At 70.5% G+C, this 15,073-nt stretch carries 15 protein-coding genes; 5 read left to right on the plus strand and 10 right to left on the minus strand.

The genetic code is table 11. From position 1 onward, the window contains the following. Positions 1 to 107 precede the first annotated feature (107 nt). On the plus strand, positions 108 to 1,238 hold the full coding sequence (recA, locus tag ACIRD8_RS29575) for a recombinase RecA (protein ID WP_403998106.1): 1,131 nt from the start codon (positions 108 to 110) through the stop codon (positions 1,236 to 1,238). Between the two features lie 3 nt (positions 1,239 to 1,241). After that, complete coding sequence (gene recX, locus ACIRD8_RS29580; RefSeq protein ID WP_403998109.1) at positions 1,242 to 1,934, plus strand: recombination regulator RecX; 693 nt, start codon at positions 1,242 to 1,244, stop codon at positions 1,932 to 1,934. A 421-nt stretch (positions 1,935 to 2,355) separates the two neighbouring features. Here the strand turns inward: recX and ACIRD8_RS29585 are convergent, their stop codons facing one another. From ACIRD8_RS29585 to ACIRD8_RS29625, 9 genes are all read right to left on the minus strand, one after another. Continuing rightward, positions 2,356 to 3,033, minus strand: a complete 678-nt coding sequence (locus tag ACIRD8_RS29585; RefSeq protein ID WP_403998112.1) for a hypothetical protein — start codon at positions 3,031 to 3,033, stop codon at positions 2,356 to 2,358. Between the two features lie 251 nt (positions 3,034 to 3,284). Beyond that, positions 3,285 to 3,722, minus strand: coding sequence for a rhodanese-like domain-containing protein (locus ACIRD8_RS29590; protein ID WP_403998116.1), 438 nt, complete (start codon positions 3,720 to 3,722; stop codon positions 3,285 to 3,287). Beyond that, positions 3,719 to 4,270: a cysteine dioxygenase gene (locus ACIRD8_RS29595; RefSeq protein ID WP_403998119.1), complete on the minus strand. Its 552-nt coding sequence runs from the start codon at positions 4,268 to 4,270 to the stop codon at positions 3,719 to 3,721. Before ACIRD8_RS29595 ends, ACIRD8_RS29590 begins: the two co-directional genes overlap by 4 nt. A 73-nt stretch (positions 4,271 to 4,343) precedes the next feature. Continuing rightward, on the minus strand, positions 4,344 to 4,430 hold the full coding sequence (locus tag ACIRD8_RS29600; protein WP_311605579.1) for a putative leader peptide: 87 nt from the start codon (positions 4,428 to 4,430) through the stop codon (positions 4,344 to 4,346). Between the two features lie 32 nt (positions 4,431 to 4,462). Continuing rightward, the gene (locus ACIRD8_RS29605) at positions 4,463 to 6,097 is read right to left on the minus strand and encodes an FAD-dependent monooxygenase (RefSeq protein WP_403998122.1); all 1,635 of its coding nucleotides are present in this window, start codon (positions 6,095 to 6,097) and stop codon (positions 4,463 to 4,465) included. Between the two features lie 392 nt (positions 6,098 to 6,489). Continuing rightward, the gene (locus tag ACIRD8_RS29610; protein ID WP_403998125.1) at positions 6,490 to 7,422 is read right to left on the minus strand and encodes an amino acid ABC transporter permease; all 933 of its coding nucleotides are present in this window, start codon (positions 7,420 to 7,422) and stop codon (positions 6,490 to 6,492) included. Continuing rightward, positions 7,419 to 8,066 carry an amino acid ABC transporter permease gene (locus ACIRD8_RS29615; RefSeq protein ID WP_403998127.1) on the minus strand — a complete coding sequence of 216 codons (648 nt, stop codon included), beginning with the start codon at positions 8,064 to 8,066 and terminating at the stop codon, positions 7,419 to 7,421. Before ACIRD8_RS29615 ends, ACIRD8_RS29610 begins: the two co-directional genes overlap by 4 nt. A gap of 141 nt (positions 8,067 to 8,207) precedes the next feature. Continuing rightward, the gene (locus ACIRD8_RS29620) at positions 8,208 to 9,131 is read right to left on the minus strand and encodes a glutamate ABC transporter substrate-binding protein (RefSeq protein WP_403998130.1); all 924 of its coding nucleotides are present in this window, start codon (positions 9,129 to 9,131) and stop codon (positions 8,208 to 8,210) included. Between the two features lie 32 nt (positions 9,132 to 9,163). Beyond that, positions 9,164 to 9,949 carry an amino acid ABC transporter ATP-binding protein gene (locus ACIRD8_RS29625; RefSeq protein WP_099176455.1) on the minus strand — a complete coding sequence of 262 codons (786 nt, stop codon included), beginning with the start codon at positions 9,947 to 9,949 and terminating at the stop codon, positions 9,164 to 9,166. Positions 9,950 to 10,311: 362 nt separating this feature from the next. On the opposite strand from ACIRD8_RS29625, the gene ACIRD8_RS29630 reads away from it, so the two are divergent. Beyond that, positions 10,312 to 11,004 carry a response regulator transcription factor gene (locus ACIRD8_RS29630; protein ID WP_403998133.1) on the plus strand — a complete coding sequence of 231 codons (693 nt, stop codon included), beginning with the start codon at positions 10,312 to 10,314 and terminating at the stop codon, positions 11,002 to 11,004. A 14-nt stretch (positions 11,005 to 11,018) separates the two neighbouring features. Further along, on the plus strand, positions 11,019 to 12,413 hold the full coding sequence (locus ACIRD8_RS29635) for an ATP-binding protein (RefSeq protein WP_403998135.1): 1,395 nt from the start codon (positions 11,019 to 11,021) through the stop codon (positions 12,411 to 12,413). A gap of 16 nt (positions 12,414 to 12,429) precedes the next feature. On the opposite strand, the gene ACIRD8_RS29640 is transcribed toward ACIRD8_RS29635, so the two are convergent. Continuing rightward, positions 12,430 to 13,428, minus strand: a complete 999-nt coding sequence (locus ACIRD8_RS29640; RefSeq protein WP_403998138.1) for a TAXI family TRAP transporter solute-binding subunit — start codon at positions 13,426 to 13,428, stop codon at positions 12,430 to 12,432. 99 nt (positions 13,429 to 13,527) lie between these two features. On the opposite strand from ACIRD8_RS29640, the gene miaB reads away from it, so the two are divergent. Next, positions 13,528 to 15,048 (plus strand): tRNA (N6-isopentenyl adenosine(37)-C2)-methylthiotransferase MiaB, encoded by a 1,521-nt coding sequence (miaB, locus tag ACIRD8_RS29645; protein ID WP_403998141.1) that lies wholly within the window; start codon positions 13,528 to 13,530, stop codon positions 15,046 to 15,048. The last annotated feature ends 25 nt before the right edge of the window (positions 15,049 to 15,073 follow it).

The following is a 15,073-nucleotide window of genomic DNA, read 5'->3' on the forward strand; positions in this document are numbered from 1 at the left end:
ACCGTGGAGTTGTCCACAGGCCGGGAGGACGTCGAGGCCCATTGTCAGTGGCAGGGGTTAGCGTCTGTCACGTGAAGCGATCGACTCAAGCAAATCGGGTGGAACCCATGGCAGGAACTGACCGCGAGAAGGCGCTGGACGCCGCACTCGCACAGATTGAACGGCAATTCGGCAAGGGTGCGGTGATGCGCCTCGGCGAGCGGCCGAACGAGCCGATCGAGGTGATCCCCACCGGGTCCACCGCGCTCGACGTGGCGCTCGGCGTCGGCGGGCTGCCGCGCGGCCGTGTGGTGGAGGTGTACGGACCGGAGTCCTCCGGTAAGACGACGCTGACGCTGCACGCCGTGGCGAACGCGCAGAAGCTCGGCGGCTCGGTGGCGTTCATCGACGCGGAGCACGCCCTGGACCCGGAGTACGCGAAGAAGCTCGGCGTCGACATCGACAGCCTCATCCTCTCGCAGCCGGACAACGGCGAGCAGGCGCTGGAGATCGTGGACATGCTGGTCCGCTCCGGCGCGCTCGACCTGATCGTCATCGACTCCGTCGCGGCCCTGGTGCCCCGTGCGGAGATCGAGGGCGAGATGGGTGACTCGCACGTGGGTCTGCAGGCGCGTCTGATGAGCCAGGCGCTCCGGAAGATCACCAGCGCGCTCAACCAGTCCAAGACCACGGCGATCTTCATCAACCAGCTGCGCGAGAAGATCGGCGTGATGTTCGGCTCGCCGGAGACCACGACCGGTGGCCGGGCGCTGAAGTTCTACGCGTCGGTGCGTCTGGACATCCGCCGGATCGAGACGCTGAAGGACGGCACCGACGCGGTGGGCAACCGCACCCGCGTCAAGGTCGTCAAGAACAAGGTGGCGCCGCCGTTCAAGCAGGCCGAGTTCGACATCCTCTACGGCCAGGGCATCAGCCGTGAGGGCGGTCTGATCGACATGGGCGTGGAGCACGGCTTCGTCCGCAAGGCCGGCGCCTGGTACACGTACGAGGGCGACCAGCTCGGCCAGGGCAAGGAGAACTCCCGCAACTTCCTCAAGGACAACCCGGACCTGGCCAACGAGATCGAGAAGAAGATCCTCGACAAGCTCGGGGTCGGTGTCCGTCCGGAGGATGCCACGGCGGAGCCCGCGGCCGATGCAGCGGCCACCGCGGGTGCTCCGGCCGACGGGGCGGCCAAGTCGGTACCGGCTCCCGCGACCAAGGCCAAGCCCGCCAAGGCCGCAGCGGCCAAGAGCTAGGCCGTGACGCGTCGCACGGAGTGGCCGGGCACCGACGTCGGTGAGGGTCCTGGCACCGAGTACGCCGCAGAACCGTCCGGGCGTCCCCCGGAGCCCGGCCGGGGGGCCGGGTTCGGCGAGGGAGCGGGCCGTCGTTCCCGCTCCCGTTCCAGAAGCAGCGGTTCCCCTTCCTCGTCGAGGGCCGAGAAGGGGGAACCGCGAGACCCGGTCGAGCAGGCGCGCAACATCTGTCTCAGGCTGCTGACCGGGACTCCGCGCACCCGTAAGCAGCTGGCTGACGCGCTGCGCAAGCGGGAGATCCCCGACGAGGCGGCGGAGGAAGTGCTCTCGCGGTTCGAGGACGTGGGGCTGATCGACGACGCGGCGTTCGCGGACGCCTGGGTCGAGTCCCGGCACCACGGCCGAGGCCTGGCCCGACGTGCCCTCGTGAGGGAGCTGCGCACCAAGGGGGTGGACCCGACGGTGATCGACGAGGCGGTCGGGCAGCTCGACCCCGAACAGGAGGAGGAGACCGCCAGGGAGCTCGTCGCACGAAAGCTCCGCTCCACCCGGGGGCTGGACCGCGACAAGCGTCTGCGCCGACTGGCGGGCATGCTCGCGCGTAAGGGGTACGGCGAGGGGATGGCCTTGCGCGTGGTGCGTCAGGCGATCGAGGCGGAGGGGGAGGACACGGAAGGGCTGGACGAGCCCTTCTGACCGGCGAACGGGGGAAGAAACGAACCGGGGGAGAAACGAACCGGGGAGAAACGAACCCGGGAAAGCGGGGGAACGCTGGGCCGGGCGGGTGCGGGGGTGGTCGTGGTGCTCGGCGGAACGGGGAGCCGGGAGCGGGGGACGCGGGGGACGAGCCCGTAGGTCACGTGAGCGGGTCTGCGGCGGTGGCGGAGGGGGCCACCGCCGAGGACCTGCGTCCGGAGTGGGCAGGTGCGGGCCTCGGTCGGCGGTGCCGCCCCGGGCAGGGGCCGGGGTGACGTGGACCGACCGTGCCGCTGCTGGGGTGGGCGGGCGCAGGCCGGGCCATGCTCCTCCGCAGGCGGCGTCTGCCCGGGTGGTCCGTGTGCTTGGCTGCCCGTCTGCTCCGCCGCCCCCATCAGGCCGAGCAGGAGCGGCGGGCGAGTCAGTGCCCTGCCAGGGACGCCCGGAGGATAGTGGCGTCGATCAGAGCCAGGGCGTCGGCGGCGGTGCGGCCCGGGTGCCTGTTCCAGGGGCCGATCAGACCGGACCAGCCCTGCGAGCGCAGTTCGGTGATGACCCAGGCACCGGCACGGTCGACGGTGCCGAGCGATCCGTAGCCGAGGCGGTGGGCGGCCAGCATCGCCCCGCAGAGGCAACGCGCGCCACGGGCGTTGCGCAGGCGGTGCGGGGTGTTCTGCCAGCCCCACTCGGTCAGGATCTGCCGTGCGTAGCCCAGATGGATGGACGGGCGCACATCGGGCTGCCCGATGCGACGCCAGGCGTGCAGACGCTCGGGCAGCAGGGCACCGAGGCGCCCGGGAAGCGGGCGCTCGCGTGGCTGCCGCGGGGGCAAGGCCCGCAGGGAGTCCTCGACGAGCCGGTCGACGGGAACGGACAGCAGACCCCGCCAGTCGGCCGGGTGCGGGTGCGGGTGCGGGTGCGGGTGCGGGTGCGGGGTCGCGGTCGCGGTCGGCGTCTCGCGGTCCGGTACGGACGCCGGGGGTGCGGGCTCCCGGGCGGTCTGCTCCCAGCCCGTGACGATGTGCTGCCACGCGTCGGTGTCATGGAGCCGGGAGGCCTGTGCGTCGAGCTGGTCCGGGGTGAGCTGAACGGTTTCCATCGGCGCGACATCTCCGTACATTCCGGTCCTCAGTGATGAGGTGAATGTCCGTCGCGCGCGGTGATTGCTCCACCGGAGAGCAGCGTTCGGGTGGGCCGGAGCACCATTCGGTCCTGTCAGCGGCCGGATGACCGGTGACAGGACCGAATGGCGCTCCGGCCGCCGGACCGGTCATGGGGCCCATGGGTCGTTCGTTCACCGGGCCGGTCACGGGGCCGTCGGCGAGGAGACCGGGGAGCCGGTGCTCGCGGTCAGAGAGCGACCGGGAGCCCGGCCGCGCGCCATGCCTGGAAGCCGCCGGCCAGATCCGTGGCCCGGTGGAGTCCCAGCTGACGCAGGGAGGCGACGGCGAGACTTGAGGCGTAGCCCTCGTTGCAGATCACCACGACCCTCAGATCGTGGCTCACCGCCTGCGGGGCCCGGTGGCTCCCCTGCGGATCGAGCCGCCACTCCAGCTCGTTGCGCTCCACGACCAGAGCGCCGGGGATCAGGCCGTCCTTCTCGCGCAGCGCGGCGTAACGGATGTCGACCAGCAGTGCACCGTCGGAGGCCGCGGCCGCGGCCTCCTCGGGCCCGACCCGCTCGTAGCCGGCCCGTACCCGGTCGAGCAGTGCGTCGATGCCGACCGGCTCCTGACGGCCCTCATCCCGAGGGCCTTCATCCTGACGGTCCCGGCCCCCGTCGCTCACTGCCAGTCCTCCGGGCGCTCGGTCTGCTCCAGGCGCAGCACCGCTCCCGTGCGGCTGTAGCGGCGGATCTGCGGCAGGGGCGGGTAGTACGCGTGCACCGAGATGGCGTGCTCGTGGCCGGATTCATTGAGCACCTCGTGGACGTGGTGCCGCCCGAAGGCCCTGCCCTGGCCGGTCGCCAGGTGCCGGTCACGGTCGATGCCCTCGCTCAGTTCGAGGGTCGTCCAGCCCGCGGTGGGCAGCCGCGCGGCCAGCGAGTGTTCCCTCAGGGCGCCCGCTGCCACGGTGAATGCCCCCGTCGATTCGGCGTGGTCGTGCCAGCCCGTGCCGGTGCCGGGCGGCCAGCTGATCAGCCAGGCCTCGCTGCCGCCGGGGCCCTCGAGCCTGAGCCAGGTACGCCCCTCGGGATCGAGCGGGAGCGAGGCGACGAGCTCGGCGTCCTCCGCGGTCCGGCGGACGAAGTCGAGCAGTTCCGCGACGGTCGGGGCCGACGGGCCCGTCCCGACGGCGGACGCGGGCGTGGGAAGGGTGGGGAAGGATGCAGACACAGGGACCGTCCTGAGAAGTTCGCGTGGAAGCACGGCCGCGCGGCGAACAGCACGGCGTGCGGGGAGAGGCGAATCAGCAGGACGGGCGACACACGCAGCCCGCATAGCGGACGAGGTCCATATGGACCCTCCGCCACAGGCGCACATCGGTGTCGGTCATGATCTGGAGTACACCATGTGCGCCTGCGAGGGTCAATTGACGTCCGCGGTCCGGTCGGAGCTCGTGGTGGTGCGTGCCTGGTCACCGTGCGCCGTGTCCGCGCCACCCCCGCGCGCCGTGTCTGCCGCCGCGAACAGCTCGGCCGGCCGCACCCCGCTGAAGGCCGTGACGAGATGTCCGTCCGGCCTGACCAGCAACACCGTGTGGGCCGTCGCCCCGGGGTAGCTCTCGGTCACCAGCAGCTCGGCGTCGACGGGGAGGGCGCCCACTGCTTCGACGAGCCGGGGCATGACACCCGCGGTCAGCCAGTGGCGCCTGTCCCACACCCCCGTGCCCGGTGCGACCAGGATCACCAGCAGGTGCCCCAGGCCCAGCCGGTCGCGCAGCCGCACCGTCTTCCCGTCGGGCGCGGTCACCCGCACATCGGTCACCGGAGCGCCGGGGGCCGTCCCCACCGACGCGTGGGCCTCGGTGCGTTGAGGTGAAAGGGGGGAGTGCGTGTACGAGGGGGGCGCGCCCAGGGGCCCACAGCCCAGATGGCCGTCGGCCAGCAACGTGTCGTGCCCGCGCGCCGCTCCCGGCACGAGCGTCCGCAGGCCGGCCCCGCCCCGCAGTATCGGCAGGGACTGGTCGGCGGCGCGCAGCCGCGAGGCGACGGCGGCCCTGCGCTCGGCCTGGTAGCTGTCGAGCAGCAGCTCGGAGGCGCTCTGGTGCCAGGCCTGTGCCAGCTTCCAGGCGAGGTTCTCGGCGTCCCGAAGCCCTTCGTCCAGGCCCTGGGTGCCGAGTGCGCCCAGCAGATGTGCGGCGTCCCCGGCGAGGAAGGCACGCTTGGACCGCCAGCGCCTGGCCAGCCGGTGGTGCAGGGTGTACACGCCCGTGTCCAGTAGCTCGTAGGCCGGCGTCTCACCGCACCAGCCCTCCAGCGTGTCTCGGATCCTGGTGATCAGGGCGTCGGGGGTGACGAGTTCGCCGCGCGGCGGAAGCAGCCAGTCCAGCCGCCAGACACCGTCGGGCAGCGGCCGGGCGGTGACCTCGGCACCGCCGGTGCGCCAGGGCGGAGCACGGTGCAGCACCGCCTCGCCCGGCCAGGGCAGTTGGGCGCGCAGTGCTGCGACAGCGTGCCGCTCGACCGCAGTTCGGCCCGGGAACCTGATGTCGAGGAGCTTGCGTACGGTGGACCGCGCGCCGTCGCAGCCCACCAGGTAACTCCCGCGCCACCAGGTCGATCCGGGCTCCCGGGTGTGCACCGTGACTCCGTGCGCGTCCTGCTCCAAAGTGTCGATCCTGCTGAACGGCACCATGGTGACCAGGTCGTGCGCGGCGACCGCGGCGCGCAGTCCGCCGGTGAGCGCGTGCTGCGGCAGATGGACGGGGGAGGGCAGCGGAACCGTGCCCTCCCCCTCGCCCAGCGGTACGGCCCGCACCAGTTGCTTACGCCGCACCGACCGCCAGCCGGCCCACCGCAGCCCTTCGTCGTGGAGCGCCGGGCAGCCGAGCCGTTCCACCAGGTCCGCGGTGTCCTCACGCAGCACGACGGTGCGGGCGGGGCGCGGTTCGTCCTTCCCCGGCCCTTCGTCGAGAAGGACGCAGGGGACACCCTGAGCCGCGAGGGCGAGCGACAGCGCCAGCCCGACCGGGCCGGCGCCGACGACGATCACCGGGTCCACGGTGTGAACCCTCCGGCGCCGGTGGGAGTGGCCGTCGAGGTCGTGGACGCCGGAGGGGACGAGGAGGATGCGGCGGCGGTGGTTCGGGACGCGATCACAGAACGAATGCAACCCACTGCCGGTGCCTGCGTCAAGCGACAGCGGGACGGGACGCCCGCGTCGCCACCTCACGCAACCCATGCAGCTCCCGCGCCCCAAGGGCGTTCGAGGAGAGCAGCGCCCGAAGTGCGGGGCGCGCACGGGGAGAGTGCCTGCGGCCGAGACCCGGAGCTGCGCCGAGCGCGCCTCCGTGAACCCGGACAGCCCCGCCGGTGCTGCACCGGCGGGGCTGTCATGAAGGGGAGGAGGGGTCGGCCCGTCTCCCGTCGCGGGAGGACCGGACGTACGGCCCGTCAGTCCGTCTTGCTGATCCCGTCGTTCGCGCCGGGCCCGTCTGCCGGACCGTCCTCGGCGCGGGGCGCCGCGAGGCTGCCGACGGGAAGGATCCCGGGGGTCTCGGCGGCCGCGGCGATCGCGATACCGGTCTTCGCCCGGCGGCCGCGCTTCTCGATCCAGGTGGCCAGCGCCGACAGCAGCAGACACATCGCCACATAGATCGTGCCGATGACCGCGATCGTCGAGACGTACGGGTACTGGCTGTTGACCTGCGTGTTCGAGGCGATCAGACGCGCGGTCTGGAGCAGCTCCGGGTACAGGATGATGAAGCCGAGCGAGGTGTCCTTGAGGGTCACCACCAACTGGCTGATGATCGTCGGCAGCATCGCGCGGACAGCCTGCGGAATCAGCACGCTGACCATGACCTGGGTCTTGCTCATCCCGAGGGCATAGGCGGCCTCGCTCTGGCCCTTGGGCACGGAGTTGATGCCCGCGCGCAGCACCTCGGCCTGGACACAGCCGTTGTAGACGGACAGTCCGAGCGCCAGGGCCCACATCGAGTAGTCGGTGAGGAAGCCGACCCAGATGGCGTAGATGGTGATCAGCAGCGGGATCGAACGGAAGAGTTCGATGAACGTGGTGGCGGTCCAGCGGACCGGCTTGTGGTCGGAGAGCCGGCCGACGGCGAGCAGGACGCCGAGGATCAGCGAACCGACCGCGGCAAGGCCGAAGGCCTTGAGCGTGGCGAGCACGGCGTCGGCGATGTTCTGCCGGATGCCCGCGTAGTTGAAGATGTCCCACATCTCGGGGGCGAGGTGCCCCTTGTCGGACAGCCGCACCAGGCTGATCGCGATCAGGGCCAGGATGGCGAGGCTTCCGGCCACGGCGTAGATCCGGTTGCGGACGGCCGCCTTGGGACCCGGGGCGTCGTAGAGAACGCTGGCACTCATCGGGCGACCTCCATACGGCGCTCCAGCAGACGGAAGAGACCGCTGATGGCGAACGTGACGACCAGGTAGCCGAGGGCCACCCAGATGAAGACGGGCATGATCTCGTAGCCCCGGTCACTCATGAGCTTCTGCCACCCGAAGAGTTCGGTGACGCTGAAGGCGCCGGCGATCGCCGAGTTCTTGGTGAGCGCGATGAAGATGCTGCTCAGCGGCGGGATGACCGACCTGGTGGCCTGCGGGAGAACCACGATCCGCAGCGTCTGGGCGAACGTCATACCGATGGAGCGAGCGGCCTCGGCCTGCCCCAGGGGGACGGTGTTGATGCCCGAGCGGACCGCCTCGCACACGAAGGAGGAGGTGTAGAAGCCGAGTGCCAGCGAGCCGAGCAGGAACGGGCTCATGCCCGGGAAGAGGATCTCCGGCACCACGAAGAAGAAGATCAGGAAGAGCAGCGTCAGCGGGGTGTTGCGCAGCAGGGTCACCCAGGCGGTGCCGAAGAAGCGCAGCGGGGGCACGGGCGACACACGGAAGCCGGCTATCGCGACACCCAGGACCAGAGCGATGACCGAGCTGATGGCGGTGATCGACACGGTGCCTATGAAGCCGTCGCGGTATTCCGGGAAGTTGTCGAGCAATACGTTCATGGGGTCTCCGCGTCGGCGGTCAGCGGCATCAGGGCAGGGGAAGCGGCGCCCCGTACGCCGCCGTGATCGGTCTCGGCGGCGTACGGGACGCCTCACTCACGTGTGTGGCGTCAGTGACAGGACGTCAGCGACGGGGCTGCGTCAGTAGCGCTCGATGGCCGGCGGCTCGGTGTAGTCCGAACCGGACAGGCCCAGGGTCGCCTCGTAGATCTTCTTGTACGTGCCGTCCTGGACGTGGGTCTCCAGCGACTTGTTGATCGCCTCGCGGAGCACCTTGTCGTCCTTGTTCATGCCGACGCCGTACGGCTCGTCGGTGAACGGCTTGCCGACGACCTTGAGCTTGCCGGAGTTGGCGGCGGCGTACCCCTTGAGGATCGAGTCGTCGGTGGTGACGGCGTCGACCTGCTTGGTCAGGAGCTGCTGCACGCAGTCCGAGTACTTGGCCAGCTCGACGACCTTCGCGCCGTACTCGGGCTTCTTGATCTCCTGGAGCGGGGTGGAACCCACGATCGAGCAGACCTTCTTGTCCTTCACCGACTCCTTGCCGGTGATGGAGGTCTCGTCCTTGCGCACCAGCAGGTCCGCGCCGGCCTTGTAGTACGGGCCCGCGAAGCCGACCTGCTTCTTGCGCTCGTCGTTGATCGTGTAGGTGCCGACGAAGTAGTCGACCTGGCCCTTGGAGATGGCCGTCTCACGGATGCCGGAGTCGACCGTCTTCCACTCGATCTGCTTCTCCGAGAAACCGAGGTCGGCCGCGATCATCCGGGCGATCTCGACGTCGAAGCCGGAGCGCTCCTTCGTCGACTGGTCCTCGAAGCCGAGGTACGGCTGGTCGGCCTTGGCACCGATGACCAGCTTGCCGCGCTTCTTCGCCTCCTTGAAGGCCGGCGAGTCCAGGTCGACACCGGTCGCCACGGTGTACTTCGGCAGCTCGGGAGCCTCGGACGAACCGGGCTTGACGCCCGACGGCTTGTCGCCGGCGGAGCCCTCCTTGCCGCCACAGGCGGTCGCGGTCAGGGCGAGCACGGCGATGGCCGCAACGGCGGCCGACTTACGGAGCTTCATGTGAACAATCCTCGTGTCGTAGGTCGTCGGTATCAGTGGTGAAGAATCTTCGACAGGAAGTCCTTGGCCCGGTCGCTGCGCGGATTGCTGAAGAACTGGTCAGGAGTCGCCTCTTCGACGATCTTCCCGTCCGCCATGAAGACCACGCGGTTGGCGGCCGAGCGGGCGAAGCCCATCTCGTGGGTGACGACGACCATGGTCATCCCCTCCCGGGCCAGCTGCTGCATGACCTCGAGCACCTCGTTGATCATCTCCGGGTCGAGAGCCGACGTGGGCTCGTCGAAGAGCATGACCTTGGGGTCCATCGCCAGCGCACGAGCGATCGCGACGCGCTGCTGCTGACCGCCCGAGAGCTGCGCCGGGTACTTGTCCGCCTGCACGCCGACCCCCACGCGGTCGAGCAGGTTCCGGGCCTTCTCCTCGGCGGCCTTCTTGTCCGTTCCGCGGACCTTGACCTGGCCCAGCATCACGTTCTCGAGCACCGTCTTGTGTGCGAAGAGATTGAACGACTGGAAGACCATGCCGACATCGGCACGCAGCCTCGCCAGCTCCTTGCCCTCCTGGGGCAGGGGCTTGCCGTCGATCGCGATCGCACCCGAGTCGACCGTCTCCAAGCGGTTGATCGTGCGGCACAGCGTGGACTTCCCGGACCCGGAGGGCCCGATGACTACGACGACCTCGCCACGGGCGATGGTCAGATCGATGTCCTGGAGCACATGCAGCGCGCCGAAGTGCTTGTTGACGTTGCTCAGTACGACAAGGTCGTCTCCCGCAGGTGCGGCATCCTCGGCGGCCTTGGTCACTGAAACTCCGCTCATCGGCTTCTTGCTCCGTCCTCCTCGGTTAGGCAAGGACCCTAGTGACGCAGTGCTACCAGCGTCATTACATCTGAGCGGAAATTGAGCATAACGATCCGGCCGCAACCGGACACTCCGTGTGAAGGGGACGCCACGGGGCGCTCGGCGGCGTACCGGGTGGGTAACGGAAACCTGGTGGTAACCGGTGGGGGCTTGACTGACGTACCCGTCATCGGCGTGGATGCCCTGGTACGGGAATGACATGAATCGCCGCGGTACGGAAAGGTTCGCCGGACGGAACACCGGTGGACCGTCACGCACGGTTCCCTGTCGCCGCGAGGATCACGGGAAGACCCGGGAAGAACATGAGGGAGAGGGGGGCCATGAGACTGCTGCTCGTCGAGGACGACGACCACGTCGCCGCCGCCCTGTCCGCCGTGCTCTCACGCCACGGCTTCCAGGTCGTGCACGCCCGCAGCGGCGAGGAGGCCCTGCAGGCGCTGCTGCCGGCCGAGAAGGAGCCCTTCGGGGTCGTGCTCCTGGACCTCGGGCTGCCCGACCAGGACGGCTACGAGGTGTGCGGGAAGATCCGCAAGCGCTCGGCGATCCCGGTCATCATGGTGACCGCGCGGTCCGACGTCCGCTCCAGGATCCACGGCCTCAACCTCGGCGCCGACGACTACGTCGTGAAGCCGTACGACACCGGTGAACTGCTGGCCCGCATCCACGCCGTGGCCCGGCGCAGGGCGACCGGTGAGGACACCGGGCCGACCCCGCTCGCGGTCCTGCGGCTCGGCCCGGTCCACATCGAGCTGCCCACCCGCAGGGTCAGCGTCGACGGCCAGGAGGTCCAGCTCACCCGCAAGGAGTTCGACCTGCTCGCGCTGCTCGCCCAGCGTCCCGGTGTGGTCTTCCGCCGGGAGCAGATCATCAGCGAGGTGTGGCGGACGAGCTGGGAGGGAACGGGACGCACCCTGGAGGTGCACGTCGCGTCGCTCCGCTCCAAGCTGCGGCTCCCCGCACTGGTCGAGACCGTGCGAGGCGTGGGCTACCGGCTCGTCGCTCCGTCGGCCTGAGGACGTACGCCCCCGTGCGCACCAGGCTGCTCCCCCTGCTCATCGTCCTGATGGCCGCCGTACTGCTCGCCCTGGGCTTCCCGCTGGCCGTACGCGTGGCCGCCGCCGAACAGCAGCGGGTCGTCATCGACCGGATCGACGACACGGCGCGCTTCGGCGCGCTGGCCCAGTTCGTCGACGAACCCGTCCGGGGCACCGACGAACGGCAGCGGATCCTGCAGACCGAGCTCGAGGCCTACGACTCGGTGTACGGGATCCGGGCCGGAGTCTTCTACCGCGACGACAGGGCCCTCGCCAAGGCCCCCGGCTCCTGGACCCTGCCCGTCGAGGGAGAGGGCCGGGAGGCCTTCAAGGAAGCCCTCCTCGGCCGCCGCTCCCACGACCCGTCCCAGGTCTGGCCCTGGCAGGACGGCCGGATCGTCGTCGCCTCCCCGGTCGTACGCGACGGGGACGTCGTCGCCGTCGTCGTGACCGACTCGCCCACCGGCGACATGCGGTCCAGGACCCTGCGCGGCTGGCTGCTCATCGCCCTCGGCGAGGCCCTGGCCATGCTGGTGGCGGTCGGCGCCGCGTTCCGGCTCACCGGATGGGTGCTCCTGCCGGTCAGGGTCCTGGACGCGGCGACCCACGACATCGCCAGCGGCCGGATGAGGTCCCGGGTCGCCGCGTCCGGCGGACCGCCCGAACTCCGCAGGCTCGCCCGCTCGTTCAACGAGATGGCCGACAACGTCGAGGACGTGCTGGAGCAGCAGCGTGCCTTCGTCGCCGACGCCTCGCACCAGTTGCGCAACCCGCTGGCCGCGCTGCTGCTCCGGATCGAGCTCCTCGCCCTCGAACTGCCCGAGGGCAACGAGGAGATCGCCTCGGTCCGCACGGAGGGCAAGCGGCTCGCCCAGGTCCTCGACGACCTGCTGGACCTGGCGCTGGCCGAGCACACCGAGGCGGATCTCCAGCTCACGGACATCGCCGCGCTCGCCGGTGAACGGGTCGCCTCATGGCGTCCGCTGGCCGAGGAGAAGGGCGTACGGCTGACGCTGGACGGGGCTCCGGCGGTGACCGGCTGGGCGGACCCGATCGCCCTCTCCAGCGCACTGGACGCCGTCATCGACAACGCGCTCAAATTCACCCCCGAGGGCCAGGAGGTCCGGGTCACGGCGGGCTCCGAGGGCGAAAGCGCCACGGTCGTCGTCGCCGACCGGGGGCCCGGCCTGACCGAACAGGAGCTGGAACGCGTCGGCGACCGCTTCTGGCGCAGCGGGCGCCACCAGAACATCAAGGGATCCGGTCTCGGCCTGTCCATCTCGCGTGCCCTGCTCGCCGCGGGCGGCGGATCGATCCGCTACGGGACGCACGAACCGCACGGCCTGCGGGTGACGGTCACCGTGCCGCGCAACCCGCCGCACGCCTGAGCCCGGCACCGGACCGTCAGGGCTTGGCCGAGCGGTAGTAGCGCCTGGCGCCCTCGTGCAGCGGCAGCGGATCGGTGTAGATGGCCGTCCGCAGGTCCACCAGCTGCGCCGAGTGCACCTCGCGGCCGATCCGGTCCCGGCTGTCGATCACGGTCCGGGTGAACGCCTCGGTCGTCAGCGGATCCGTACGGTCCGTGGTGATCAGCAGGTTGGAGACCGCGACCGTCGGCACGGCCTGCCCCTGCTGCGCCTGCGGGTAGGCGTCGGCCGGCATCACGGCCGAGCGGTAGTAGCGCGTGGACCCGCCGACGGCCTGGAGCTCGGAGACCAGCGCGTCCTCCAGCGGCACCAGCCGGATCGCGAACTTCTCCGAGAGGCTCTGCACGGCGGCGGTCGGCAGCCCGCCGGACCAGAAGAACGCGTCCAGCCGGTCGTCCGCCAGCCTCGCCGGCATCGTGTCGATCCCCGCCTGGACGGGAGTGATGTCCGTGGCCGGATCGACGCCCGCCGCCCTCATCAGCCGGTCCGCGACGAGGAGCACCCCCGACCCCTTCTGCCCCACTCCGACCCGCTTGCCCCGCAGGTCGGAGACCTTGCGGATCCCGGAGTCCCGGGGCACGACCAGCTGGATGTAGTCGTCGTACAGCCGGACGCAGCCGCGCAGCCGCCCGGCCCCCGGTTTCCCGCTCTGCAGATAGGTGGCGACCGCGTCGGCGGTGGCGATGGTGAAGTCGGCCTTCCCCGTCGCGACCCGTTCGATGTTCTGCTGCGAGCCCTCGCTGGTCTGCAGCCGTATCGACACCTTGGGCATGTCCTTGGCCAGCGCACCCTCGAGCCGCTGCCCGTAGCGCTGGTAGACCCCGCTCCGTACGCCCGTGGAGAACGTGAGCGAACCGCTGGGCTCCTCCTCGCCGAGCGGCAGCACCCACCACAGCAGCAGCCCGAGCACGACAAGGGCGGCGGCGCCCCCCAGAAGGGTGCGTCGTCGGCCGAACCGGGACAGTGCGTGCAGCATGGCGCGATCCTGCCAGGCCGTGCCCCGTCCTGGCCAGGCCGGACCCGGGGCACGGGCTCCGGCGGCGGGAGAGGCGCGGTCACCGCCTACCCTTGTCCCATGACCAGCGGCAACCGGAGCGAAGCAGTGGACGTCCAGAAGAGCTACGAGGTACGCACTTACGGGTGCCAGATGAACGTCCACGACTCCGAACGCTTGTCGGGGCTCCTGGAGGACGCCGGATACGTGCGCGCACCCGACGGCTCCGACGGTGACGCCGACGTCGTCGTCTTCAACACCTGCGCGGTGCGTGAGAACGCCGACAACAAGCTCTACGGCAACCTCGGCCGCCTCGCCCCCATGAAGACCAAGCGCCCCGGGATGCAGATCGCCGTCGGCGGCTGTCTGGCGCAGAAGGACCGCGACACCATCGTGCGGCGCGCCCCCTGGGTGGACGTCGTCTTCGGTACGCACAACATCGGCAAGCTGCCGGTGCTACTGGAGCGCGCGCGGGTCCAGGAGGAGGCGCAGGTCGAGATCGCGGAGTCCCTGGAGGCGTTCCCCTCGACGCTGCCCACCCGCCGTGAGTCCGCGTACGCCGCCTGGGTGTCGATCTCCGTCGGCTGCAACAACACCTGCACCTTCTGTATCGTCCCGGCACTGCGCGGCAAGGAGAAGGACCGCCGCACCGGCGACATCCTGGCCGAGATCGAGGCGCTGGTCGCCGAGGGCGTCAGCGAGATCACCCTGCTCGGCCAGAACGTCAACGCCTACGGTTCCGACATCGGCGACCGCGAGGCCTTCTCCAAGCTGCTGCGTGCCTGCGGCACGATCGAGGGCCTGGAGCGCGTCCGCTTCACCTCGCCCCACCCGCGCGACTTCACCGACGACGTGATCGCGGCGATGGCCGAGACCCCGAACGTGATGCCCCAGCTGCACATGCCGATGCAGTCGGGCTCGGACACGGTCCTCAAGGCCATGCGCCGCTCGTACCGCCAGGAGCGCTTCCTCGGGATCATCGAGAAGGTGCGCGCCGCCATGCCGGACGCCGCCATCTCCACCGACATCATCGTCGGCTTCCCCGGGGAGACCGAGGAGGACTTCGAGCAGACCATGCACGCCGTGCGCGAGGCCCGCTTCGCGAACGCCTTCACCTTCCAGTACTCCAAGCGCCCCGGGACACCCGCCGCCGACATGGAGGGGCAGATCCCCAAGGAGGTCGTCCAGGAGCGCTACATGCGCCTGTCCGCCCTCCAGGAGCAGATCTCCTGGGACGAGAACAAGAAGCAGGTCGGCCGCACCCTGGACGTCATGGTCGCGGAGGGCGAGGGCCGCAAGGACGGCGCCACCCACCGGCTCTCCGGCCGCGCCCCCGACAACCGTCTGGTCCACTTCACCAAGCCCTCCCAGGACGTACGCCCCGGCGACGTGGTGACGGTCGAGATCAGCTACGCCGCCCCGCACCACCTGCTCGCCGAGGGCACCCCCCTGGGTGTCCGGCGCACACGGTCCGGGGATGCCTGGGAGAAGCGCACCGCGGCTCCCGCCGCCCAGCCCGCCGGAGTCATGCTGGGACTGCCCGGGATCGGCGCGCCCGCCCCGCTGCCCGTGGCCGCCACCCCGGGGTGCGGCTGCGACTGAGACCGGCCGGCCTGAGTACGCTGAC

It is taken from the genome of Streptomyces sp. NPDC102451 (genome assembly GCF_044765485.1).
Classification (GTDB): domain Bacteria; phylum Actinomycetota; class Actinomycetes; order Streptomycetales; family Streptomycetaceae; genus Streptomyces.